The 20,906-nt window shown below is 63.7% G+C and carries 22 protein-coding genes; 12 read left to right on the forward strand and 10 right to left on the reverse strand.

The window, feature by feature from the left end:
• Positions 1–138 precede the first annotated feature (138 nt).
• Positions 139–2,223 (reverse strand): FAD-dependent 5-carboxymethylaminomethyl-2-thiouridine(34) oxidoreductase MnmC, encoded by a 2,085-nt coding sequence (gene mnmC, locus ABIE32_RS17040; RefSeq protein WP_429017872.1) that lies wholly within the window; start codon positions 2,221–2,223, stop codon positions 139–141.
• Between the two features lie 116 nt (positions 2,224–2,339).
• Here mnmC and ABIE32_RS17045 point away from each other — a divergent pair, with 116 nt between their 5' ends.
• A complete protein-coding gene (locus ABIE32_RS17045) occupies positions 2,340–3,698 on the forward strand; it encodes a glutamate carboxypeptidase (protein ID WP_429017874.1) in 1,359 nt (452 codons plus the stop codon).
• A gap of 34 nt (positions 3,699–3,732) precedes the next feature.
• Here ABIE32_RS17045 and ABIE32_RS17050 read toward each other — a convergent pair whose 3' ends face one another.
• Together ABIE32_RS17050 and ABIE32_RS17055 are read right to left on the reverse strand one after the other, a co-directional pair.
• On the reverse strand, positions 3,733–4,557 hold the full coding sequence (locus tag ABIE32_RS17050) for an aminoglycoside phosphotransferase family protein (protein WP_429017876.1): 825 nt from the start codon (positions 4,555–4,557) through the stop codon (positions 3,733–3,735).
• Between the two features lie 310 nt (positions 4,558–4,867).
• Entirely contained in the window at positions 4,868–5,140 is a 273-nt protein-coding gene (locus tag ABIE32_RS17055) for an oxidative damage protection protein (protein WP_224149012.1), read from the reverse strand.
• A 259-nt stretch (positions 5,141–5,399) separates the two neighbouring features.
• On the opposite strand from ABIE32_RS17055, the gene ABIE32_RS17060 reads away from it, so the two are divergent.
• The 5 genes from ABIE32_RS17060 (at position 5,400) to pepE (ending at position 9,719) form a co-directional block, all read left to right on the forward strand.
• Positions 5,400–6,446: a sulfate ABC transporter substrate-binding protein gene (locus tag ABIE32_RS17060; protein WP_429017878.1), complete on the forward strand. Its 1,047-nt coding sequence runs from the start codon at positions 5,400–5,402 to the stop codon at positions 6,444–6,446.
• A 33-nt stretch (positions 6,447–6,479) separates the two neighbouring features.
• On the forward strand, positions 6,480–7,460 hold the full coding sequence (locus tag ABIE32_RS17065) for a CysB family HTH-type transcriptional regulator (protein WP_429017880.1): 981 nt from the start codon (positions 6,480–6,482) through the stop codon (positions 7,458–7,460).
• A 93-nt stretch (positions 7,461–7,553) separates the two neighbouring features.
• Positions 7,554–8,318 (forward strand): M48 family metallopeptidase, encoded by a 765-nt coding sequence (locus ABIE32_RS17070; RefSeq protein ID WP_429017882.1) that lies wholly within the window; start codon positions 7,554–7,556, stop codon positions 8,316–8,318.
• 183 nt (positions 8,319–8,501) lie between these two features.
• A complete protein-coding gene (locus ABIE32_RS17075; protein WP_429017884.1) occupies positions 8,502–8,909 on the forward strand; it encodes a hypothetical protein in 408 nt (135 codons plus the stop codon).
• 114 nt (positions 8,910–9,023) lie between these two features.
• Positions 9,024–9,719, forward strand: coding sequence for a dipeptidase PepE (gene pepE, locus ABIE32_RS17080; protein ID WP_429017885.1), 696 nt, complete (start codon positions 9,024–9,026; stop codon positions 9,717–9,719).
• Positions 9,720–9,749: 30 nt separating this feature from the next.
• Here the strand turns inward: pepE and ABIE32_RS17085 are convergent, their stop codons facing one another.
• The 4 genes from ABIE32_RS17085 to ABIE32_RS17100 all read right to left on the reverse strand — a co-directional run bounded on the left by ABIE32_RS17085 (position 9,750) and on the right by ABIE32_RS17100 (position 12,719).
• Positions 9,750–9,959: a DUF7661 family protein gene (locus ABIE32_RS17085; RefSeq protein WP_224149004.1), complete on the reverse strand. Its 210-nt coding sequence runs from the start codon at positions 9,957–9,959 to the stop codon at positions 9,750–9,752.
• Positions 9,960–10,096: 137 nt separating this feature from the next.
• Positions 10,097–11,281, reverse strand: a complete 1,185-nt coding sequence (bktB, locus tag ABIE32_RS17090) for a beta-ketothiolase BktB (protein ID WP_429017887.1) — start codon at positions 11,279–11,281, stop codon at positions 10,097–10,099.
• Between the two features lie 272 nt (positions 11,282–11,553).
• The gene (locus ABIE32_RS17095) at positions 11,554–11,940 is read right to left on the reverse strand and encodes a VOC family protein (RefSeq protein WP_224149002.1); all 387 of its coding nucleotides are present in this window, start codon (positions 11,938–11,940) and stop codon (positions 11,554–11,556) included.
• 23 nt (positions 11,941–11,963) lie between these two features.
• A complete protein-coding gene (locus ABIE32_RS17100; protein WP_429017889.1) occupies positions 11,964–12,719 on the reverse strand; it encodes an SDR family NAD(P)-dependent oxidoreductase in 756 nt (251 codons plus the stop codon).
• Positions 12,720–12,852: 133 nt separating this feature from the next.
• On the opposite strand from ABIE32_RS17100, the gene ABIE32_RS17105 reads away from it, so the two are divergent.
• Positions 12,853–13,557: an SDR family oxidoreductase gene (locus ABIE32_RS17105; protein ID WP_224149000.1), complete on the forward strand. Its 705-nt coding sequence runs from the start codon at positions 12,853–12,855 to the stop codon at positions 13,555–13,557.
• A gap of 117 nt (positions 13,558–13,674) precedes the next feature.
• Here ABIE32_RS17105 and ABIE32_RS17110 read toward each other — a convergent pair whose 3' ends face one another.
• Positions 13,675–14,643, reverse strand: coding sequence for a DMT family transporter (locus ABIE32_RS17110; RefSeq protein ID WP_429017890.1), 969 nt, complete (start codon positions 14,641–14,643; stop codon positions 13,675–13,677).
• A 120-nt stretch (positions 14,644–14,763) separates the two neighbouring features.
• Between ABIE32_RS17110 and ABIE32_RS17115 the strand changes: the two genes are divergently transcribed.
• Positions 14,764–15,669 carry a LysR substrate-binding domain-containing protein gene (locus tag ABIE32_RS17115; protein ID WP_224148998.1) on the forward strand — a complete coding sequence of 302 codons (906 nt, stop codon included), beginning with the start codon at positions 14,764–14,766 and terminating at the stop codon, positions 15,667–15,669.
• Positions 15,670–15,685: 16 nt separating this feature from the next.
• Here ABIE32_RS17115 and ABIE32_RS17120 read toward each other — a convergent pair whose 3' ends face one another.
• A complete protein-coding gene (locus ABIE32_RS17120) occupies positions 15,686–16,387 on the reverse strand; it encodes a pseudouridine synthase (protein ID WP_429017892.1) in 702 nt (233 codons plus the stop codon).
• Positions 16,388–16,646: 259 nt separating this feature from the next.
• Here ABIE32_RS17120 and ABIE32_RS17125 point away from each other — a divergent pair, with 259 nt between their 5' ends.
• A complete protein-coding gene (locus tag ABIE32_RS17125; RefSeq protein WP_224148997.1) occupies positions 16,647–18,293 on the forward strand; it encodes a 3-(methylthio)propionyl-CoA ligase in 1,647 nt (548 codons plus the stop codon).
• A gap of 96 nt (positions 18,294–18,389) precedes the next feature.
• The gene (locus ABIE32_RS17130; RefSeq protein ID WP_429017893.1) at positions 18,390–19,181 is read left to right on the forward strand and encodes an SDR family oxidoreductase; all 792 of its coding nucleotides are present in this window, start codon (positions 18,390–18,392) and stop codon (positions 19,179–19,181) included.
• 66 nt (positions 19,182–19,247) lie between these two features.
• On the opposite strand, the gene ABIE32_RS17135 is transcribed toward ABIE32_RS17130, so the two are convergent.
• Positions 19,248–19,703: an N-acetyltransferase family protein gene (locus tag ABIE32_RS17135; RefSeq protein WP_429017895.1), complete on the reverse strand. Its 456-nt coding sequence runs from the start codon at positions 19,701–19,703 to the stop codon at positions 19,248–19,250.
• A gap of 211 nt (positions 19,704–19,914) precedes the next feature.
• On the opposite strand from ABIE32_RS17135, the gene ABIE32_RS17140 reads away from it, so the two are divergent.
• Entirely contained in the window at positions 19,915–20,343 is a 429-nt protein-coding gene (locus ABIE32_RS17140; RefSeq protein ID WP_184711051.1) for a PaaI family thioesterase, read from the forward strand.
• A 63-nt stretch (positions 20,344–20,406) separates the two neighbouring features.
• Complete coding sequence (locus ABIE32_RS17145; RefSeq protein ID WP_224148994.1) at positions 20,407–20,889, forward strand: GNAT family N-acetyltransferase; 483 nt, start codon at positions 20,407–20,409, stop codon at positions 20,887–20,889.
• Positions 20,890–20,906: the final 17 nt, after the last annotated feature.

Consider the following 20,906-nt stretch of genomic DNA (forward strand, 5'->3'; position numbering starts at 1 on the left):
TTTCGATGTACTGTAGAAAAGTTTTATATAAACTCAAACGACTTTTTTCTTGTGCATGTATGAAATTCAGTAATAAGAAAAGCAAGAAAGCTTGTGCAAATTTGGCATAAGCGCCCGCGCATTTGTCAGTTTCAGACGCTATGGTTGGGCGGAGCGTTCACTACGCGCAGGAAGCGTGCGGTCGGTGGACAAGGCTTTGGCCAGGTTGTTGGCGACCGGCAGGGGCTCGTCGTGCAGGCGGGCGGCCAGCAACTCGGCGCACAGCAGCGACCAACTGAGGCCGCGCGAGCCCATGGCGGTGCAGACCCAGGGCGGCATGCGGCCATTGAGGGAGTCGTTTGAATCGCTGGCGTCACCGTCTACAGGCCTGGGGCCGACGACGGGCAGCCGATCTACCGAGGCGCAGCGCACCTGGGCCCAGGTGCGGGCAGTAGCAAAAGAGGCGGTGTAGACCTGGCTGGCCGCGGGCAGCAGGGTCTGCAATTTGGCCCAGTTGTCGCCATGCGCGCGGGCGGCATCGGCAGGGGATGGTGGCAGTTCTGTCACATCGCGCTCAAAACTCGATCCCATGACCCATGCGGGCTCTGCAGCGCCAGCGGCCCCGGCTGGCGCTTTGAAGAAGGGCACCCAACTGCCGTGGCCGTTGACCGGGTGATGCCGGGCAGGCTCCTCGCCATTGCCGTAGGTGGCCCAACTGACCTGGCCGCGAATGGATTGCAGCGGCAATGGCTGGGGCGCGCTTGCTTCGGGCATGGCGGCCAATACCGCATTGGAATGCGGCCCCGCACAGACGACCACCAGGTGCGCGCGGGCCAGCTCTGCGCCTGCCGCGTCTCGCACCGACCAGGTCGCCGCATCCGATGAAGCCTTGATCTGCGCCACCTGCGCCCGTCCCACAAAGCGGATGCCCGGCGCCTGCAGCAATGCCTGCACCAGGGCTGCCGGGCGCAGCCAGCCTGCATGCGTGTGCCAGAGCGCCGCGTCGTCAGCGGGCAAACCTTGTGCGGCCAGCACGTCTGCGCTGGCATGGGTGCTCCAGGCCGCTGCGGCCTGCGCCAGGGCAGGGTCTGTGCTCCAGGCTGCCGGGCGCTCGTGGGCGCCGGTTCGGCGGCTGGCAGCGTGGTCCGGCGCGATTTCGGCATGCGCGGCGGTCTCGTCGCGCGGGGTGGCCAGATGGCGGCGCTCCAGCACCCCGGTCGGGGCCCAGTCTTCACCTGCTTGCAGCAACTCGCGCGCCCATTGCCAGGTGGTGCGCACGCCTGCGCGGGTGATGCGTGAGAGCACGCTGTCGTCGCTGCTGGTGTGCGGCGCAAAAATGCCGGCGGGCAGGGCGGAGGCGCCTGCGGCGGGGTGGGGGGCGGCATCCAGCACCGTTACCTGCCAGCCGCGCAGGGCCAGTTGGTGCGCGCAGGCAGCGCCAGCGATTCCTGCGCCAATCACGACGGCGGTGGGCAGGAGCGGTGCTGCCAGATCTGTTGCTTTGACAGCGTGCGTCCCCAATGCCCACAGCGGCGCCTTGCGCGGCTCCCATGCGGGGTCGAACGTGGCGTGGAGGTTGTCGCGCTTGGGCGGAACACCGGGTACCTTGTTGACCTGAAACCCGCACTGCGCCAGATCCTTGCGCACCTGGGCGGCAATCGTCCAGGTGGCAAGGCGGGTGCCGCGCCGTGCGCAGCGGGCCACGGCCTTGAGGGTGTGGAGGCTCCACATCTGCGGGTTGCGCGCAGGGCTGAAGCCGTCAAGGTAGATGCTGTCGACCACCATGTCCTGCTGGCGCAGCATGGCCTGGGTATCGCCCACCAGCAGGGTCAGCAGCACGCGGCCGCCGTCAAAGCGCAGGCGGTGCACGCCGGGCAGCAGGCCCCACCACTGCGCGGCAAGCTCCCGTGCCATGGCCTGCAGATGCGGAAACTGCTCGGCATGGCGCAGCAGGTCGTCGGCACTCACGGGGAAGGCCTCGGTCGATACGAAATGCAGCAACTGGCTGCGTGCAGCGTCACCCCGCCAGGCATGCCAGGTGGCGAGAAAATTCAGGCCAAAGCCGAAACCGGTTTCCAGAATACGCCACTGCGGCTGGCCCGCCCAGGCAGCGGGCAACCCCACGCCAGCGAGAAAGACCTGTTCGGCCTGCTGCACCGCATGCGCGGCTTCGCTGCGGTAGCGGTCGCCAAAGCGCGGGCTGTAGGGCGTGCCGTCTTCCATCCATTGCACGATCTCGCTCATGGCTTGCTCGGATTCCTTGTCAAAAACATGAGCATTGTAGGCAGTTGGGGTATACGCCATGTTCACATTTCATTGGCATGACAGAAAGACCCAAGTGTGCAGACTATCATGGCCCCATGTGTTCCCGCCGCTCTGTGATCCGAACGCTGGCCCATCCTGTGGTGTGCGCTGGCGCCTTGCTTTTTGCCACCGTGGCCAGCGGCGAGGCCGCGATACCCGTTGGTGCCGAGCCCTCCGTCTACAGCGCAGCGCAGGCCGAGCGGCAGCCGCTGCTCGATACGTTGCAGACGCTGGTGAGCATCGAATCGGGCAGCAAGGATTTTGCCGGCGTCAGCTATATCGCCCAGGTGGCGGCCGACAAGCTCAAGGCCCTGGGGGGCGAGGTGCGAATCATCCGCAGCACCGATCCCGAACGCCTGCAGGACACGCCCGAGCAACCCGGCCCCGCCGTGCAGGCGGTGTTCAAAGGCTCGGGGCATTCCAAGATCATGCTGATCGCCCACATGGACACGGTCTACCACCAGGGCGATCTGGCGCAGCAACCCTTTCGGATCGATGGCGAGCGTGCCTATGGTCTGGGCATTGAAGACGAAAAGCAGGGCGTGGCGCTGGTGTTGCACAGCATGGCCCTGCTGCAGAAGATCGGTTACGACCAGTTTGGCCAGATCACCGTGCTGTTCAACAGCGATGAGGAAATCAGCTCGCCCGGATCGCGCAAGCTGATCACCGCGCTCGCCAGAGACCAGGACGCGGTCTTCTCGTTTGAAAGCGGCGGGCAGGACGGCACGCTGCACCTGGCCACCAGCGGCATTGGCGCGCTGTTTCTGTCGGTGGAGGGCAAGGCATCGCATGCCGGCGCGCGGCCCGAATACGGCGTGAATGCGCTCTACGAGCTGTCGCACCAGTTGCTGCAGATGCGCAACCTCTCGCAGCCCGAGCGCGGCCTCAAGCTCAACTGGACGCTGTCGCAGGCGGGCAGCAACCGCAACGTGATACCCGCCCATGCCGAGGCACAGGCCGACGCGCGCGCCTTGCGCGTGCAGGATTTTGATGCGCTGCAAAGCGCCGTGCAGGAGCGCATTCGCAACAAGCTTTTCGACGGCAGCCGGATCAGCGCCCGGTTCGAGCTGCGCCGCCCACCCATGGAGGCGAGCGACGCTGCCCGCAAGATTGCCGCCCAGGCCCAGCAGATTTACCGCAAGGAGCTGGATCTGCCGCTGCGCGTGAACGACGTCGCCCTGGGCGGCGGCACCGACGCGGCCTTCGCCGCACTGAGCGCGCGCGGCGGCGTGGTCGAAGGCATGGGCCTGGGCGGCTTTGGCGCCCACAGCAACCATGACGAATACATTATGCTGGGCAGCATCGTGCCAAGGCTGTATCTGGTGGCGCGGCTGGTGATGGAGCTGTCGGCGCCAAGGGGGGAGGCGGAACACAGTGACGCTCACAGCGCGACCACGGGTGTGCAGCAAAAATAGTGTGCAGTGCTATTGTGGACTGCGCAGAGTGCTACTAAAAGTAGAGTGAAAAGCCGCTACCCATTGAGCGCCGCAGCTGCCATGCCCGCAACCTGCAGGGCAATGTCGGCCGGGGTTTCGTCCTCCATGTGCCACACCGCAGAGAGCCCGCTCCACGCCAGATCCACTGCAGCAGGCGCTGTCGATCGAGCTGCGCGGCCTGCGTCACCAGTTGCAGCCTTGCCTCAAAGCGCTGCGGATGGCAGGCGGTTGCGGCATCGGGGTTGCAGAAGAGGTTGGCATAGTCAAAGCCGCGCTCGCCCAGCAGGCCCTTGGGGTCGATGGCCAGCCAGCCGCGATTGCCGCCATCCAGAATGTTGTGGTGGTGGATATCGCCGTGCAGGCAGACGACATCGCGGGGCGTAGCCAGCAGCTGCTCCATGGCCCGCTGTGATGCGCGCAAGGTGCTGGCGGGCTCGGCACGGAAGGCTGCCAATGAGGCAAAGCGCTGGGGCAGCGGCGTCAATGCAGGCAGCGGTGTGGCACGTGCGGCGTGCAATTGCGCGACAACGGTGCAGATGGTGCGGGTGGCCTCGCCATCCTGGCCGCGCTGGCTCATCGCCGCAAGTGAGCGTGTTCCGGCGGCCCGCTCCATCAACAGGGCATGGCCGCTGCGTGCATAGACCTGCACCGCGCCGCTCCCGTCCCACCACTGCAGCGCGTCGTAGCCAGCGGTTTCCTCCTCCGATTCACTCACTTTCAGCATGGCCGGGCGGCCCTGGTGAACGACGGGGAGCAGGGTGGCCGCATGGGTCTTCACCAACGGGCCATCCGGCACCAGCGCCCAGGCTTTCAGTGAGGAGGTGAGGTCAGGTGACATGCCGAAACGGAGGTGCGGAATGAACAGAGTCAAAAAAGGCCGGTACAGACCGGCCTTGGTGCGAAACAGCTATTTGACGCCCGGTGGATGAGCGCCATAAGCTATTAAATAAGTAGCAATTACGACTCGCTGGGCGGGACGTAACCCGCTGCGGCGTCTGCGCCGCCGCCAAAGAAGTGGTTTTAGCGAAACTCTTTCTTGCAGTGCTCCACTGCGTTACTCGCTGGGCGGGACATAGCCCGCTGCGGCGTCTGCGCCACCGCCAAAGAAGTGGTTTTAGCGAAACTCCTTCTTGCAGCGCTCCACTGCGTTACTCGCTGGGCGGGACATAGCCCGCCGCGGCGTCTGCGCCACCGCCAAAGAAGTGGTTTTCCATCTGGCGGGCGAGGTATTGGCGGGCGCGGGCGTCGGCGAGGTTCAGGCGGTTTTCGTTCACCAGCATGGTCTGGTGCTTGAGCCAGCCAGCCCAGGCTTCCTTGCTGACGTTTTCCCAGATGCGCTTGCCCAGTTCACCGGGGTAGGGCGGGAAATCGAGGCCTTCGGCTTCTTTTTGCAGCTTGATGCATTGAACCATGCGTGCCATGGGGTGGTGTCCTTCTCGTAGTTGACGGGGTGTGCAGCGGTTGCCGCACTTCAGCCTTGATTGATCAAGTGATTGAATCGATTGAAAAATCAGGGGGATTGAGGCTGAGGATCGTCTTGTTAATAAATTTCAGTCATTAAAAACTGAATTAATAGTAGTTTGAGTTTTGAGGAGCGGATTTCAGAATGCGCTCAAGCCATGGGGCATGTGCGATATGCACCCGATGACCATCCTATTTCTGAAATTCTGAAAGCTCTTCATGCAACAACGCCGCCACTTTATCAAGTTTCCGATAGCCGCAGCCGCAATCGCGTCTCTGATTGCTGTCGCTCCTGCAGCTTTCATCGGCAGCGCGCACGCCCAGGGCGCGGCGCCGGTGACTCTGCTCAATGTGTCCTATGACCCGACGCGCGAGCTGTACAACCAGTTCAACCAGGCCTTCGCCAAGCACTGGAAGGCGACGACTGGTCAGGATGTGACGATCAAGCAGTCGCACGGCGGCTCCGGCAAGCAGGGGCGGGCGATCATCGACGGCATCGAGGCCGATGTGGCCACCCTGGCACTGGCGGGCGATATTGATGCACTGCACAAGTTCGGCAACCTGGTGCCGGCCGACTGGCAAAAGCGCCTGCCGCTCAACAGCGCGCCGTACACCTCGACCATCGTGTTCCTGGTCAAAAAGGGCAACCCCAAGGGCATCAAGGACTGGGGGGATCTGATCAAACCTGATGTAAAGGTGATCACGCCCAACCCCAAGACGAGCGGCGGCGCGCGCTGGAATTATCTGGCAGCCTGGGAGTTCGGCAAGCGCACCTACGGCGGTGAGGCGGGCGCCAAGGATTACATCGGCAAACTGTTCAAGAACGTGCCGATTCTGGATACCGGCGCGCGCGGCTCGACCGTGACCTTTGTGCAGCGCGGCCAGGGCGATGTGCTGCTGGCCTGGGAGAATGAGGCCTATCTGGCGCTCAAGGAGTTCGGTGCCGAGAAGTTCGAGATCGTGACCCCCTCGCTCTCCATCCTGGCCGAGCCCACGGTGAGCGTGGTTGACAAGGTGGTGGACAAGCGCGGCACGCGCAAGATCGCCGAGGCCTACCTGCAGTACCTGTACAGCGACGAAGGCCAGGACATTGCGGGCCGCAACTTCTACCGACCCACCAGTGAAAAGGCCAAGGCGCAGTACGGCAAGCAGTTTGCGCAGCTCAAGCTCTTCACCATCGACGATGCCTTTGGCGGCTGGGCCAAGGCCGATGCCGCACACTTTGCCGATGGCGGCACCTTCGACCAGATCTACACCAAGAAATAAGCGCTGGAGCCCATCAGCAAAGCGGAGAATGCCATGAATTTTCAGCAACTGCGGGCCGTGCGTGAGGCTGCGCGCAACGGCTACAACCTGACCGAAGTGGCCCAGGTGCTCTACACCTCGCAGCCGGGCGTGAGCCGCCAGATCCGCGAACTGGAAGACGAGTTGGGCGTGGATATCTTCATTCGTGCAGGCAAGCGGCTCACGGGCCTGACCCCGCCGGGCGAGGCGATCCTGCCCATCGTGGACCGGCTGCTGCTCGAGTCGGAGAATCTGCGCCGCGCGGGAGCGGATTTTCATGCCAGCCGCAGCGGGCAGTTGAGCATTGCCGCCACGCACTCGCAGGCGCGCTATGCGCTGCCGGTGGTGGTGCGTGACTTCCGCGCCCAGTTTCCCGATGTGGCGCTGCACCTGCACCAGGGCTCGCCCCGCCAGGTGGCCGAGATGCTCTTGAGTGGGGCGGCCGACATTGGCGTGGCCACCGAAGCGCTCACCGGTTATGCGAGTCTTGCCACCCTGCCGGGCTACCGCTGGACGCACAGCGTCGTCGTACCGCTGGGCCATCCATTGCTCGCGCAGGTGGAATCAGGCCGGCCGCTCAGCCTGCAGTCGCTGGTGCGCTTTCCCATCATCACCTACGAGCAGGGCTACACCGGCCGTGCGCATATCGACGAATCCTTTGCCACCGCGGGCCTGGAGCCCAATGTGGTGCTGACGGCCATGGATGCCGATGTGATCAAGACCTATGTGGAGCTGGGCATGGGGATCGGCATCGTCGCGTCCATTGCCTTTGACGAGGAGCGTGATCGCCACCTGCGCGCGCTGGACGCAGGGCATCTGTTCAAGGTCAACACCACCCGTATTGCCTTGCGCAAGGGTGTGTGGCTGCGCGCCTATGCGCTGCAGTTCATCGAGAGCTTTGTGCCGACCTTGACCCGTGATGTCGTGCTGCAGGCGGTGTCTGCGGCCGCTCCTGAAGAGGATTCCTCTGTCAACGCTGTGCAAAAGGCGGCTTAATCTAAGTTAATTGTTTGAATAATTTGTTTTTCTTGTTCTGATATGTATACGCTATGATGCGATTTTCAACTTGCATCAAGAAGGGGATAGCGTATGCGTAAAGCTCTGGTTCTGACTGCCGTTGCAGGTAGCCTGGCGCTGGTCGGCTGTAAAACCATGGACACGGGCAATATCGGCAGCATGATCGACAGCGGCTCGACGGCGATGAAGGCCATGACCTTGTCTGACGGCGATGTGGTGACGCTGTCCAACGAATCCTGCCAGGCCATGGATGCCGAGAACAAGATTGCGCCCGCCAACAGCAAGTACACCCAGCGCCTGAACAAGGTGATCGCCAACATGCCCAAGGACATAGACGGCAAGAAGGCGGTCTACAAGGTGTACCTGACGAGCGACGTGAACGCCTGGGCCATGGCCAATGGTTGCATCCGCGTCTACAGCGGCCTCATGGACCTGATGAACGACGACGAACTGCGCGGCGTGATCGGCCACGAAATCGGCCACGTCGCCCTGGGCCACAGCAAGAAGCGCATGCAGACCGCCTACGCCACCTCGGCAGCGCGCCAGATCGCGGCCAACAGCGGCAACTCGGCGCTGTCGTCGCTGTCGCGCTCGCAAGCGGGCGAGTTGGGCGAGAAATTCGTTCACGCACAGTTCTCGCAGTCGAACGAATCCGAAGCCGACAACTATTCGTTTGACCTGCTCACCAAGCAGAAGATGGAGCGCAAGGGCCTGGTCACCGCATTCCAGAAGCTGGCCAAGCTCGGCGGTGGCGGCGGCAACTCGCTGATGAGCTCGCACCCTCCATCGGAAGAGCGCGCCAAGGCGATGCAGGCCCGCCTGGATGGAAACAAGTAAAAAGCCCTCCGTTCGCTAGAATCGATATACACAGGCCCTTGGCAGACGCCAAGGGCCTTTTTTTGCATGTGGCGCGCATTGTGGGCCGATGGGCTTCGCAGCAATGCGTTGTTGGCTGACGGACAGAGCTGGGTGAGCGGGCACAATGCTCCTATCTACGCAAAAGCAAAAGGAGGAGCCATCATGGTTGACAAGCATGTGCCCGCAGACAGCACCCCAGGGGCAGCAAGAGGTCAGAAGGTGCTGCGCCGCCTGTGCGCGCCCTTGCTGGTTCTTGGTGCAATGGCGGGGCTGGCTGGCGGCGCCTGGGCTGAGGGCTTGCGGCCCGCAGGGATTGGATGGGGCCTGTCCTCCGGCTCGTGGGCAACTCCGATCCATGCGCGCGACCGCGATTACCGCAGCCGCGAAGAAAAGATCCGTGAGCATGAACGCTCACAAGGCTATTACGGCAATGATGATCGCAGGGCAGAGCGTCGTGATCGCCAGGATCGGCTCAGAGAGCAGCGCCTGCGGGAAAAGCGCTACAAGAACCGCTCATCCCACCACCACCGTCACCAACCGGCGCAGCCTGCGCAGGACTGGCAGCGCTGAGCTGCTTCACCTACCGCAGGCCATGAAACTCTGAGTCACCATGGGCTCAGAGCGCAGCATCTGCGGAGCCTCGGGCTGCTATGCTCTGGCGCATTCAGCCCTGAAAGCTCCTCGATGAAACTGCTTTTGCTCAGCAACTCCCGGGCCCCTGATGGCGGCTACCTCACCCAGCAGCGCGATGCGATTGCCGCCACCTTGAAGGGCGTGCGCAAGGCATTGTTTGTTCCATTTGCCGGTGTCACCATCAGTTGGGACGATTACACCGCTCAGGTGCAGGCCGCCATTGCACATACCGGTGTGCAACTGGTGGGCGCGCATGCGGAGGATGCGGTGGAGCAGTTTCTGGCAGGCGAGGTGCAGGCCATCATCGTGGGGGGCGGCAACACCTTTCAACTGCTGGCCGAATGCCGCAGGCGTGGCTGGCTGGTGCGCCTGGGCGATGCCGCGCGTTTGGGCCGCATGCCCTACATCGGCTGGAGCGCTGGTGCCAATCTGGCAGGGCTGACGATCAACACGACGAACGACATGCCCATCGTCAACCCGCACGGCTTTGGCGCACTGGGGCTGGTGCCTTTTTGCATCAACCCGCACTACAACAACAGCCTGCCACCCGGCCACCAGGGCGAAACCCGCGACCAGCGCCTGGCCGAGTTTCTGGTGGCCAACCCGCAGATGCGCGTGGTGGCGCTGCCCGAGGGGACCTGGCTGGAGGTGAATGGCAGTGCCGTGGTGGTGGCTGGCACTTATGCGGCCAAGCTGTTCACCGCGAATGCGGACGCGCAGGATCTGGCGCTCGGAGCCCGTATCTAGAGCACGTTTCTGGATGGGAAACGCACCGGATTAGTACAGCCGCCGCACATCGCCATTGGTGGGCGAGGCGCTTTCGTGGAACAGGTCTTCCAGGTACTGCACCAGCTCGTGCTCCTCGATGAAGTCGGGGATCACAAAGCCTGCGGGGCGGCGTTTGCCGTCGGAGCCGACCGCCATGACCTGCCAGGCGTCGGCGCGGCGCTCCACGTCAACAATACGGGTGTAGATACAAAATCGCATGGGATGGCCTGTTGCGAATGAGGCGTGCACGCGTCCGTGGTACGGGCTTGCACGGCCATTGATGGCATGTGTCCTGCAGTGCGCGCCGTGCCCCGGCGATGCCAGGGCACAGGGGGCAGCCGGTGGCCCGGCCTGGATTACAGGCGTTCGAAGATCGCTGCAATGCCCTGGCCGCCGCCAATGCACATGGTCACCAGTGCATAGCGACCGCCCGTGCGGTGCAGTTCGTGGATGGCCTTGACTGTGATGATGGCGCCGGTCGCACCGATCGGGTGGCCCAGCGAGATGCCGGAGCCATTGGGGTTGACCTTGGCCGGATCGGCGCCCAGGCCCTTGGTGACGGCGCAGGCCTGCGCTGCAAAGGCTTCATTGGCTTCGATCACATCCATCTGGTCGAGCTTGAGGCCTGTCTTGGCCAGCACGGCCTTGGATGCAGGGATGGGGCCGATACCCATGATCTTGGGCTCGACACCCGCGTGTGCGTAGCCCACCAGGCGGGCGAGCGGCTTGGCGCCTCGTGCGCCTGCGGCAGACGCTTCCATCAGCACCACGGCGGCGGCGGCATCGTTGATGCCCGATGCGTTGGCGGCGGTGACGGTGCCGTCTTCCTTGGCGAACACGGGCTTCATCTTCTGGAAGTCTTCAATCTTGGCACCGGCGCGGAAGTGCTCGTCCTTGTCGAAGGCGACCTCGCCCTTTTTGCTCTTGAGCATGACGGGCACGATCTGGCCTGCAAAGCGGTTTTCCGCCCAGGCGGCTTCGGCGCGCTGGTGGCTGGTGAGGGCTAACTGGTCCTGGTCGTCACGGCTGATACCGAATTCCTTGGCCACGTTCTCGGCTGTCACGCCCATGTGGATCTTGTGGAACGGATCGTGCAGGGCGCCGGTCATCATGTCGACCATCTGCGTGTCACCCATGCGGGCGCCCCAGCGGGTGTTGAGGCTGGCGTAGGGCGCGCGGCTCATGTTTTCGGCGCCAGCACCAATGGCGATGTCGTAGTCGCCCAGCAGGATGCCCTGGCTCGCGCTGATGATGGCCTGCAGGCCCGAGCCGCACAGGCGGTTCACGTTCATCGCGGGCGTCTCCTTGGGGCAGCCGCTGTTGATGGCCGCCACGCGGCTGAGGTACATGTCCTTGGGCTCGGTGTTGACTACATGGCCGAACACCACATGGCCCACATCTTTGCCCTCGACACCCGCGCGGGCGAGCGACTCCTTGACGACCAGCGCGCCCAACTCGGTCGGTGGAACATCCTTGAGGCTGCCGCCAAAGGTGCCGATGGCGGTGCGCACGGCGCTGCAGACAAGTACTTCACGGGTCATGGTGTATCTCCTTGGATGGGTATGCGAAAAGGCGAATGAAAACAGTATGCCGCGCGCAGGAAACTACTTCTTAGCGGGTCTTATTGGTGCGTTGCAGCATGATCGCATTATTGCCAGCCTCGTGTCTGCCGGACAAGTCGGGACGGCTACGTACAGGCGTGCAGCGCGCCTTGGCGACACCGCTGTGGCTCAGCTGCGTGCGCAAAACAAGGTCTTGCGCACAACTGGTGTGTGCAAGACGCTATGTTTTTATGAGCGATCAGGAAGCGCCTTCAGTCAGGGGCATGCGTCACGGCCTCGATGTTGTAGCCGTCCGGATCACGGACAAAGGCCGCATAGTAGTGCGCGTGGTAATGCCTGCGCGGGCCGGGTGCGCCATTGTCGATGCCCCCGGCTGCGAGGGCTGCCGTATAGAAGGCATGCACCTGTGCCTGGCTGGCGGCCCGGAAGGCCACATGGACGCACTGCGAGTGCGGGATGCCTTCACGAATCCAGAAATCGCCGCCAGGGTCCGAGCCCTGCACCGGCGTTGCGCTGCCAAAGCCGATGGCGCCCGGATGCAGCTTGCGCATCTCGTAGCCCAGAGGAGCCAGCACCCGGGTGTAGAAGGAGCGGCTGCGCTCCAGGTTGCTGACGTTGATGCCAATGTGGTCAAGCATGGTGGCAACGTGGATCCGTGTTGTTACGGCTCACGTACGTCGGCCACCACGTTCTGGCCGAAATCGGGGCGATCGAGCCAGGCCAGCACTTTGGCGCCGGCTTCTGCCGGAGAGCTGAGTTTGCCGCCTTCGTGCAGGCCCTTGAAGTTGGCTACATCGGGAAAGGCGCCCGCGTCGGCGCTGCGCAATTGCACCTGCATGTCGGTGTCGATCACGCCTGGGGCGAGCGAGACGATCCGGGCGCCATGGGGCTTGTGCGCTTCTTCCAGCGCCACGCAGCGGGCATAGGCATCCATGCCCGCCTTGGCGGTGCAGTAGGCAGCCTGCGATGCCATTGGGCGGCGGCCCAGGCCTGAGGACACATTCAGCACCTTTTTCGGAACGGTCCAGCCTTCGGTTGCGCCCAGAAAGACCCCGGTCAGCGCCATGGGCGCTTCCAGGCCCACGCGCAGCGCATTGCGCAGGTCTGCGGTCGGCACGGCAGACAGGGGCGCGATCTGCGGGATGACCCCCGCATTGTTGATGAGCGTGATGCTGGCCCAGTCTGCAGGCTGGAGGCTGCGCAGCCAGTCGCCCAGGCGCTGGGCGGCAGCATCGGTCTCTCCCAGGTCCTGTTCCCACTGGATGAGATTGGCAGGCTGAGAGGCCGCAGCAGCCAGTTCGCTGGACGCGCGTCGCGCAATGCTGAGCACGGTGTGGCCCTGGGCCAGTAGTTGAAGGCCCATGGCCAGGCCCATGCCGCGCGAGCCGCCGGTGAGAATGTAGAGATGCTTGGTCATAGGCAGCAATCCTAACGGTAGTTGGGGCACGTTTCGCCCCTCGCAGCTTCATCCTTTTCTATCGGTTCGGCTGCGCACTTCGAAGAGCTTGGTTAGGATGGCTGGGTTTGATCGATTCAGGAGAAATTGCACCATGGGCCAGCAAAAAGTTGCCATCGTGATCGCCGGCGGTTCCGGCATGGGCGCTGCAGCCGCACGCCAACTGCACCAGGCCGGTTTTGCCGTCGGCATTCTGTCGTCTTCGGGAAAGGGTGAGGCCCTCGCCAAGGAGCTGGGAGGTGTCGGCGTGACCGGCTCGAACCAGAACGTGGCCGACATGCAGAAACTGGTGGACGCGGTGATGCAACGCTTTGGCCGCATCGATGTGCTGGTGAATGGCGCAGGCCACGGCCCCAAGGGTGATTTGCTTGCCATCAGCGATGAAGACTGGATCAAGGGCCTGGAAGTGTATTTTCTGAACGTGGTGCGGGCCACGCGATTGGTTGCGCCCATCATGCAGACCCAGGGCGGTGGCGCCATCATCAATATCTCGTCGGCCTGGGCGTTTGAGCCAGCGGCGCTGTTTCCCACCTCGGCCATGGCGCGCTCGGGCCTCGCGGCGTTCACCAAGATCTTCTGCGACGAGTACGGCAAGCACAACATCCGCATGAACAATGTGTTGCCCGGCTGGATCGACAGTCTGCCCAAGAAGGACGAGCGGCAGGCCGCCGTGCCGCTGCAGCGTTACGGCACGGCCGACGAGATCGGAGCGACGGTGGCGTTTCTGGCGTCCGAGGGCGCCGCCTACATCACCGGGCAGAACCTCAAGGTTGACGGCGGCCTGATGCGCCATATTTGAGGCCTGATCTCTGATCCGGTGCCAGCCGGTTTTCAGTTCTTTATGCTGCTGGCGCTTTGCTGATAAGCGCCAGTTGCTATATTTCTGATAGTGAATTCACCCGTGTGAGCCTTGCGCTCACCGGTTGCCTGCGCTGCACGCCTGCGGCTGGGGCAAAGGGGCAGCAGCAGGCGCCGCGCGGGGGACGCGGGTGACCAGCACAATGCCGATGACCACAGGGACGATGCCCAGAAAATCGGCCAGCGCCAGGGGCTCGCCCAGCACGGCCCAGCCAACGATCAGGCCCAGTGGCGGGGTCAGAAAGAACCAGGCGCTGGCACTGCTCGCATCGGTGCGGCGCAGCAGTGCGAACCAGAGCGTGTAGCCCGCGATGGAAACCACGGCCACCGACCAGAGCATGGACGCTGCAAAGCGCAGGTTCAGGTGCACATCGGACCACTGTTCCACTGACAGCGCCCACGGCAGCATGATCGCCGAAGCCAGCAGCAGCTGCAGCGCAATATTGGCGGTGCTGCCGACTCCAATGCGCAGACGCTTGTACAGCACGGTGCCGAGCGAAATCAGCAAGAGCGCGAGCAGCAGCATGAGCGTGCCGTGCCAGGAGTCGAGCGGGCCGCCCAGCCGGTGGCGCACGATGAAGGCCATGCCCGCAAAGCCCAGCAGCAGGCCGGCAAGCTTGCGTCCCGTGAGCCGCTCGCGCAGCAGCGGCACGGCAAGCAGGGCCACCACAATGGGTGCGGCCCCGATCACGATGGTGGCCAGACCCGCAGACACCTCGCGCATGGCGCTCCAGCTCACGCCCAGGTACAGCGCATGGTTGCAGGCGGCTATCAGCAGCAGGCTGGCGAATTCGCGGCCACTGGGGCGAATTCGCTCGCCCCGGTAGTGGCTCCAGGCAAGCAGCAGCGCCCCTGCACAGAAAAAGCGCATGGCCAGGAACAGCAGCGGCGAGCTGTCGAGCAGTGCAAACTTGGTGGCGGCAAACGCGCTGGCCCAGACCAGGGTGAAGGGAATGGCAAAGGCCAGCACCGTCAGGCGCGAGGGCGAAGGCAGTGGCAAGGCCGAAGAAGGGGGCAGGGCAGACATGGCAGTGGGCGGCAAAAGAGGATGACAAATCCACTGTAGGGGTTTAAGCTGATATTTGGAAATTCAAAGTTTCCATGTGAGATATTTGATTTATCGATGGATTGCCTGCAGGAGACTCGAATGGCCGACTTTGATATCAGCTTGTTGCGCACCTTCACCTCGGTGGTGGACAGCGGCGGTTTTTCGCGCGCCAGCGAGCGGGTGCACCGCACCCAGTCCACCGTCAGTCAGCAGATCAAGAAACTGGAGGAGCAGGCCGGGCGCCAGTTGCTGTCGCGCGGTGCGCGTTCCAGCCTGCTCACACCTGATGGCGAGCGCATGCTGAGCTATGCGCGGCGCATCCTGGCGCTGCACGACGAGGCACGCAATCTGTTTGCCGAAGACCTGCCCGAGCTGGTGCGCGTGGGCGTCACCGAAGACCTGGCCGTCGATTCGCTGCCCGCCGTGCTCAGCCCGCTGGCGCTGGGAGACGACCATGTGCGGCTGGAGGTGCGGTGCGGCCTTTCGCGGCTTTTGGAGGCGGACCTGGGCAATGGCCTTCTGGATGTAGCCCTGTTTCGCCGCGTGGAAAGCCAGCCCAGCTCCGGCCCGGATTGCTGGGCCGAAAGCCTGCAATGGGTATGCGCGCAAGGCAGCCACCCTGAGCAATCGCAGGTGCTGCCGCTGGTGCTTTTTCCGCATGAATGCATCCTGCGCGGCTACGCGCTGGGTCAGCTCGACGCCATGGGCCGGCGCTGGCGCATTGCCTATACCAGCCCCAACGTATCGGGCATCCAGGCTGCCGTACGTGCGGGGTTGGGCGTGGCGCTGCTGTCACAGCGCATGCTGCCCTTGCAAGGCCTGCGGGTGATTGCCCCGGGCGAGGGCCTGCCCTCGCTGCCGCAGGTGTCCGTGCTGCTGCGCAGCGGCACGGGGGCACTGGGGCCCAGGGCGCAGCAGGTGATGGAGTTGCTGCGCGCGCACATGGATGAGACGGTGGGCGCATCCCTTAAGCAGCCATCCGTATCGGCAGCCATACCGGCCTAGCCTGATCCTGAACGGTTCAAAAATCCGCAGGCAGGGTGCACGCCACCGGCACCTGTGTCACCGGGTGTGTGAAGGCAATGTGCTGCGCCTGCAGCAGCAGGCGGGGCGCCATTGCCTGTACGCCGGGCGTGGCATACAGGTTGTCGCCCAGTATCGGGTGCCCGATGGCCTGCAGATGCAGGCGCAACTGGTGGGTGCGGCCGGTGACGGGTGCCAGCCACAAGCGCGTGCTGTCCGAAGGGATGGAGGGCAGAGCCGCTGCTTCTTGGCCCGTCACCGCGCGCCACCAGGTCTGGCTGGGTTTGCCAACGGCATGGTCTACACGCTGCAGCGGGCGGCGTTCCCAGTCGGCGATCAGCGGCAGGTCGATCAGACTCCAGTGCTCTGCGTCTTGCGGCATGCCGGCCAGCAAGGCGGCATCGGCAGGCGCGGGTTGCGCCACAGGGAAGCCGCTGGCGACAGCCATGTAGCGCTTGTCCACCTTGCGCGCGGCAAAGGCGTCACCCAGTGCGCGCTGCACGGCCAGGCTGCGCGCCATCACCACCAGGCCCGAGGTCGCCTGGTCGAGCCGGTGCACCACAAGGGCGTCGGGCCACTGCTGCTGGGCACGGCTGCTGAGGCAATCGAGCTTGTCCGGCCCACGGCCGGGCACGCACAGCAGGCCGGAAGGCTTGTTCAGCACCAAGAGGTGCGCGTCTTCATACACGGGAATCAACACAGGGCACCGTCTCGCCAAAGAAAGACCGACATTGTAGAAACTGTACGGAAGGCGACAGCAGCATGCTGCCGACCGGCGCGCCTTGCCTTACCTTACCCTTGCGCGGCGCCCACATGCACCAGCGGCATTTGCTCATGCCGATTTGCCGCAACTAGGGTTGCTACGATGGCTGGGTGCCACCGGTTGGTGCTACAAAAATGGTTGCTGCTGGCGCTTGCCGGATAAGCGCTGCACATCGAATAAGACTGAAGGAGAACGTATGCTTGGCCTGATGCAAAACCAGCAATTGCTGACCTCGAACCTGCTGGAGTTTGCGGAGCGTTACCACCGCGATACCGAGATCGTCTCGCGCCGGGTGGAGGGGGATATCCACCGCTACACCTACGCCGATTTTGCCCGGCGCGCGCGCCAGGTGGCAGGTACGCTCGACGCCATGGGGCTTGCGCCGAGCACGCGCGTGGCTACCCTGGCCTGGAACGGATACCGCCACCTGGAGCTGTACTACGGCGTAGGCGGCTCGGGCCGCGTCATCCATACCGTCAACCCCCGCCTGCACCCCGATCAGATCGCCTGGATCGTGAACCACGCCGAAGATGCGGTGCTGTGCTTTGACATGAGCTTTCTGCCCATCGTCCAGGCGGTGCATGCCAGATGCCCCACGGTCCGCCAATGGGTGGCGCTGTGCGATGCAGACAAGCTGCCGGCTGGCAGCGGCATCCCCGGCCTGGTGTCCTACGAGGACTGGATTGCCGCGGCGCCCACCAGCTACAACTGGCCGCAGTTCGACGAAAACACCGCCTGCGGCATGTGCTACACCAGCGGCACCACGGGCAACCCCAAGGCGGTGCTGTATTCGCACCGCAGCACCACCTTGCACGCCTATGGCGCCTCGCTGCCCGATGTGATGGACATTTCGTCGCGCGATGTGGTGCTGCCGGTGGTGCCCATGTTCCACGTCAACGCCTGGGGCCTGCCGTTTTCCGGGCCCTTGAATGGCGCCAAGCTGGTGTTCCCCGGCCCGGGGCTGGATGGCAAGTCGGTGTACGAGCTGATCGAGGCCGAAAAGGTGACTTTTGCCGCCGGTGTGCCCACGGTCTGGCAGATGCTGCTCAACCATGTGCAGAGCCAGGGCCTGAAGTTCAGCACATTCAAGCGCACGGTGATTGGCGGCTCGGCCTGCCCACCAGCGATGATCAAGACCTTCCAGGACGATTACGGCGTGACCGTGCTGCACGCCTGGGGCATGACCGAGCTGAGCCCGCTGGGCACGGTCTGCACCCTGAAGAACAAGCACCTGGCCCTTCCTGCGGAGGAGCAGGCCAGGCTGCTGGCCAAGCAGGGGCGGGTGATCTACGGTGTGGACATGAAGATCGTGGGCGACAACGGCGAGGACCAGCCCTGGGACGGCAAGACCTACGGCGATCTGCTGGTGCGCGGCCCCTGGACGGTGGGCAACTATTACCGCAACGAGGGCGCGTCCCCCCTGGTCAAGGATGCGCAGGGGCGCGAATGGTTTCCTACGGGCGATGTGGCCACCATCGATGCCGATGGCTTCATGCACATCACCGATCGCAGCAAGGACGTGATCAAGTCTGGCGGCGAGTGGATCAGCTCCATCGACATTGAAAATATCGCCATGGCCCACCCCGCCGTGGCCATGGCCGCCTGTGTGGGCATGCCGCACCCCAAGTGGGACGAGCGCCCGGTGGTGTTTGTGGCCTTGAAGCCGGGCCAGTCGGTCAGCAGGGAAGCCTTGCTGGCTTTCTATCAAGGCAAGACTGCCAAGTGGCAGATTCCTGATGATGTGGTGTTTGTCGAGAGCATTCCGCTCGGGGCCACAGGCAAGATGCTGAAAACCCGGCTGCGCGAGCAGCATGCCGACTACGTGCTGCCGACCACGGCATAGGCTGCCAGTCAGGAGCGGGTTTTCAGCAAAATCAACCGATGGCGTAGATGTGGAAAGCGCCTGAAGCTATCAAAATCGTAGTAACGGAGATGCACCATGGCGCGTAGGATTCAACAGCTTTTCGACCTGAGCGGCAAGACTGCGCTGGTGACCGGCGGCTCGCGCGGCCTGGGCCTGCAACTGGCGCATGCATTGGGCGAGGCGGGCGCCAAGATCGTCGTCACCAGCCGCAAGGCCACCGAGCTGGAAGCCGCTGTGGCCGAGCTGCGTGGCGCGGGCATCGACGCGCGCTGGATCGCCGCCGATTGCGCGGTGGAGACAGATATCGAACGTCTGGCCGCAGAAACGCTGGAGCGCGTGGGAGACCTGGACATCCTGGTCAACAACGCGGGTGCCAGTTGGGGCGCTCCCGCCGAAGACCACCCGATCGCCGCCTGGGACAAGGTGATGAACCTGAATGTGCGCGGCTATTTTCTGCTGTCGCAGCACATTGCCAAGAACAGCATGATCGGCCGGCGCAGCGGCGCCATCATCAACGTGGCCTCCATCGCGGGGCTGGGCGGCAACCCGGTGGCGATGAAAACCATTGCCTACAACACCAGCAAGGGCGCGGTGATCAACTTCACGCGTGCGCTGGCGGCCGAGTGGGGGCACTATGGCATCCGCGTCAACGCGCTGGCTCCGGGTTTCTTCCGCACCAAGCTCGCCAATGGCCTGATCGACCAGCTGGGCGAAGACCAGATGACCGCCAATGTGCCGCTGGGGCGCCTGGGTGATAACGAAGACCTCAAGGGTGCCGCCGTGCTGCTGGCCAGCGACGCGGGCAAGCACATCACCGGCCAGTTTCTGGCGGTGGATGGCGGCGTGAGCGTGGTGACGGCAGGGTAAGAACGTATTTGCGATCTCCTCGCGCCGCGACAGGGGCTTTGCCGTGCCGCCAGTGGTTCAAGGCCTTCACAGCTCATGGCTGTACACGATGAACCCCTTGTGCTGTGCCACCTTGTCGTACAGGGCGCGCCCGGCCGTGTTGTGGTCCTGGGTCTGCCAGTACACGCGGCAGGCACCTGCGCGGTGGGCCTCGCCGTACACGGCCTCGATCAAAGCCTTGCCAATGCCTTGCCCGCGGCAGGCGGGCAGGGTGAACAGATCCTGCAGATAGCACACCGGCTGCAGGCGTGAAGTGCTCACGTGGAACAGGTAGTGCGTGAGGCCCAGCAGCCGCCCCTCGGATTCCGCCACCAGTGCAAACATCGGTACTAAGGGATTGTGAAAGCCCTGCCAGGTGTTCTGGGTGATGGCATCGGGCAGGGCGGTTTCGCCTTCACGGCCATAAAAGGCGTTGTAGCCATCCCAAAGCGGCTTCCAGCCCAGGTAGTCGGTAGGTGCGAGAGGGCGGATCTGAATGGACATGGTGTGCGGCTCGCTGAATCTGCGTGTCTGACCTTGGACTGTAGCGGGTTCGCGGCTGCTATAGAGGCCTGACAGGGTGCTGTCACCTAAACGTCAGGGTTTCCCCTTAATCAAGCCTACAAGCGGTTATGCTTGCTGCATGGGCCGCCCGCCGCCGCGCGGCCTTTGTTGTCTTGTCCTTGCGTTCTACGTTCTCATGCTGGAGCCCGCCGTGCTGCCCTTTGAAGTTGAAATCCCCTTTGTCAGCCACCTGGGCTTTAGCTTGCACAAATGGGCCGATGGCGAGAGCGAGCTGCACTATCACGCGCGCCCCGAGCACCTCAACAGCTTTGATGTGACGCACGGCGGCGCATCGATGACGTTGCTGGATGTGACCATGGCCCACGCGGCGCGCAGCGCGATTGCAGGCAGCGGCGCCGTCACCATCGAGATGAAAACCAGCTTCATGGCCACTGCCAAGGGCCCGTTGGTGGCCAAGGGCAAGCTGCTCTCGCGCACCAAGACCATGGCTTTCTGTGAAGGCTGGCTGTATGACGAGGCGGGCAAGCTCTGCTGCCATGCCACTGGCACTTTCAAATACGTGATGCCGGAAGTCGTGCAATCCCTGCAGGCTGCCAAGAAGCAGATCAAGACCGATTGAATTCATCCACGGTGTTCTGGCCGCCAGTTATACCGCTCTGCCTTTGTTTGAGTCACAGCCCCCATGCCCAAGCCTTCTTCTCCTGCCGACCGATTGAACTGGACCTGTCTTTCCTTTGACCAGCTGAGCCTGGGCGATCTGTATGACGTGCTGCACGTGCGCTGCCAGGTGTTCATTGCCGAGCAGGTGGCCTTTCAGGACCTGGATTACAAAGACCAGAGCGCCTGGCACCTGCTCGGGCGCGACCAGGCGGGCGTTCTGCAATCGTACGCACGCATACTGCCGCCTGGGCAGGCTTACGAGGAACCCTCCATTGGCCGCGTGCTGGCCATGGCAGCCGTGCGCGGCACAGGCGCTGGCTGGGAGCTGATGCGCCATGCGATGGCCGAGGTGGAGCAGCGCTGGCCCGGATCACCGATCCGCATCGGGGCGCAGGCCTATCTGCAGACCTTCTACGAAGGCTGCGGCTTCGAGGTGGTGTCGGAGCCATACCTGGAAGACGGCATTCCGCACCTGACCATGCTGTACCGGGGCCAGGGTGCATGATGGCGGCAGCGCATGCA

Source organism: Comamonas sp. 4034, assembly GCF_050434545.1.
Lineage (GTDB): Bacteria > Pseudomonadota > Gammaproteobacteria > Burkholderiales > Burkholderiaceae_C > Comamonas > Comamonas odontotermitis.

Excerpts from the sequence above, each read along its gene's own strand:
- ABIE32_RS17045 (WP_429017874.1), top strand. The coding sequence starts at position 2,340 with ATGTGTTCCCGCCGCTCTGTGATCCGAACGCTGGCCCATCCTGTGGTG.
- ABIE32_RS17075 (WP_429017884.1), top strand. The coding sequence starts at position 8,502 with ATGGTTGACAAGCATGTGCCCGCAGACAGCACCCCAGGGGCAGCAAGA.
- mnmC (WP_429017872.1), bottom strand. The coding sequence starts at position 2,223 with ATGAGCGAGATCGTGCAATGGATGGAAGACGGCACGCCCTACAGCCCG.
- ABIE32_RS17100 (WP_429017889.1), bottom strand. The coding sequence starts at position 12,719 with ATGACCAAGCATCTCTACATTCTCACCGGCGGCTCGCGCGGCATGGGC.
- pepE (WP_429017885.1), top strand. The coding sequence starts at position 9,024 with ATGAAACTGCTTTTGCTCAGCAACTCCCGGGCCCCTGATGGCGGCTAC.
- ABIE32_RS17145 (WP_224148994.1), top strand. The coding sequence starts at position 20,407 with ATGCCCAAGCCTTCTTCTCCTGCCGACCGATTGAACTGGACCTGTCTT.
- ABIE32_RS17135 (WP_429017895.1), bottom strand. The coding sequence starts at position 19,703 with ATGTCCATTCAGATCCGCCCTCTCGCACCTACCGACTACCTGGGCTGG.
- ABIE32_RS17060 (WP_429017878.1), top strand. The coding sequence starts at position 5,400 with ATGCAACAACGCCGCCACTTTATCAAGTTTCCGATAGCCGCAGCCGCA.
- ABIE32_RS17130 (WP_429017893.1), top strand. The coding sequence starts at position 18,390 with ATGGCGCGTAGGATTCAACAGCTTTTCGACCTGAGCGGCAAGACTGCG.
- ABIE32_RS17125 (WP_224148997.1), top strand. The coding sequence starts at position 16,647 with ATGCTTGGCCTGATGCAAAACCAGCAATTGCTGACCTCGAACCTGCTG.
- ABIE32_RS17095 (WP_224149002.1), bottom strand. The coding sequence starts at position 11,940 with ATGCTTGACCACATTGGCATCAACGTCAGCAACCTGGAGCGCAGCCGC.
- ABIE32_RS17065 (WP_429017880.1), top strand. The coding sequence starts at position 6,480 with ATGAATTTTCAGCAACTGCGGGCCGTGCGTGAGGCTGCGCGCAACGGC.
- ABIE32_RS17115 (WP_224148998.1), top strand. The coding sequence starts at position 14,764 with ATGGCCGACTTTGATATCAGCTTGTTGCGCACCTTCACCTCGGTGGTG.
- ABIE32_RS17110 (WP_429017890.1), bottom strand. The coding sequence starts at position 14,643 with ATGTCTGCCCTGCCCCCTTCTTCGGCCTTGCCACTGCCTTCGCCCTCG.
- ABIE32_RS17070 (WP_429017882.1), top strand. The coding sequence starts at position 7,554 with ATGCGTAAAGCTCTGGTTCTGACTGCCGTTGCAGGTAGCCTGGCGCTG.
- ABIE32_RS17055 (WP_224149012.1), bottom strand. The coding sequence starts at position 5,140 with ATGGCACGCATGGTTCAATGCATCAAGCTGCAAAAAGAAGCCGAAGGC.
- bktB (WP_429017887.1), bottom strand. The coding sequence starts at position 11,281 with ATGACCCGTGAAGTACTTGTCTGCAGCGCCGTGCGCACCGCCATCGGC.
- ABIE32_RS17105 (WP_224149000.1), top strand. The coding sequence starts at position 12,853 with ATGGGCCAGCAAAAAGTTGCCATCGTGATCGCCGGCGGTTCCGGCATG.
- ABIE32_RS17050 (WP_429017876.1), bottom strand. The coding sequence starts at position 4,557 with ATGTCACCTGACCTCACCTCCTCACTGAAAGCCTGGGCGCTGGTGCCG.
- ABIE32_RS17085 (WP_224149004.1), bottom strand. The coding sequence starts at position 9,959 with ATGCGATTTTGTATCTACACCCGTATTGTTGACGTGGAGCGCCGCGCC.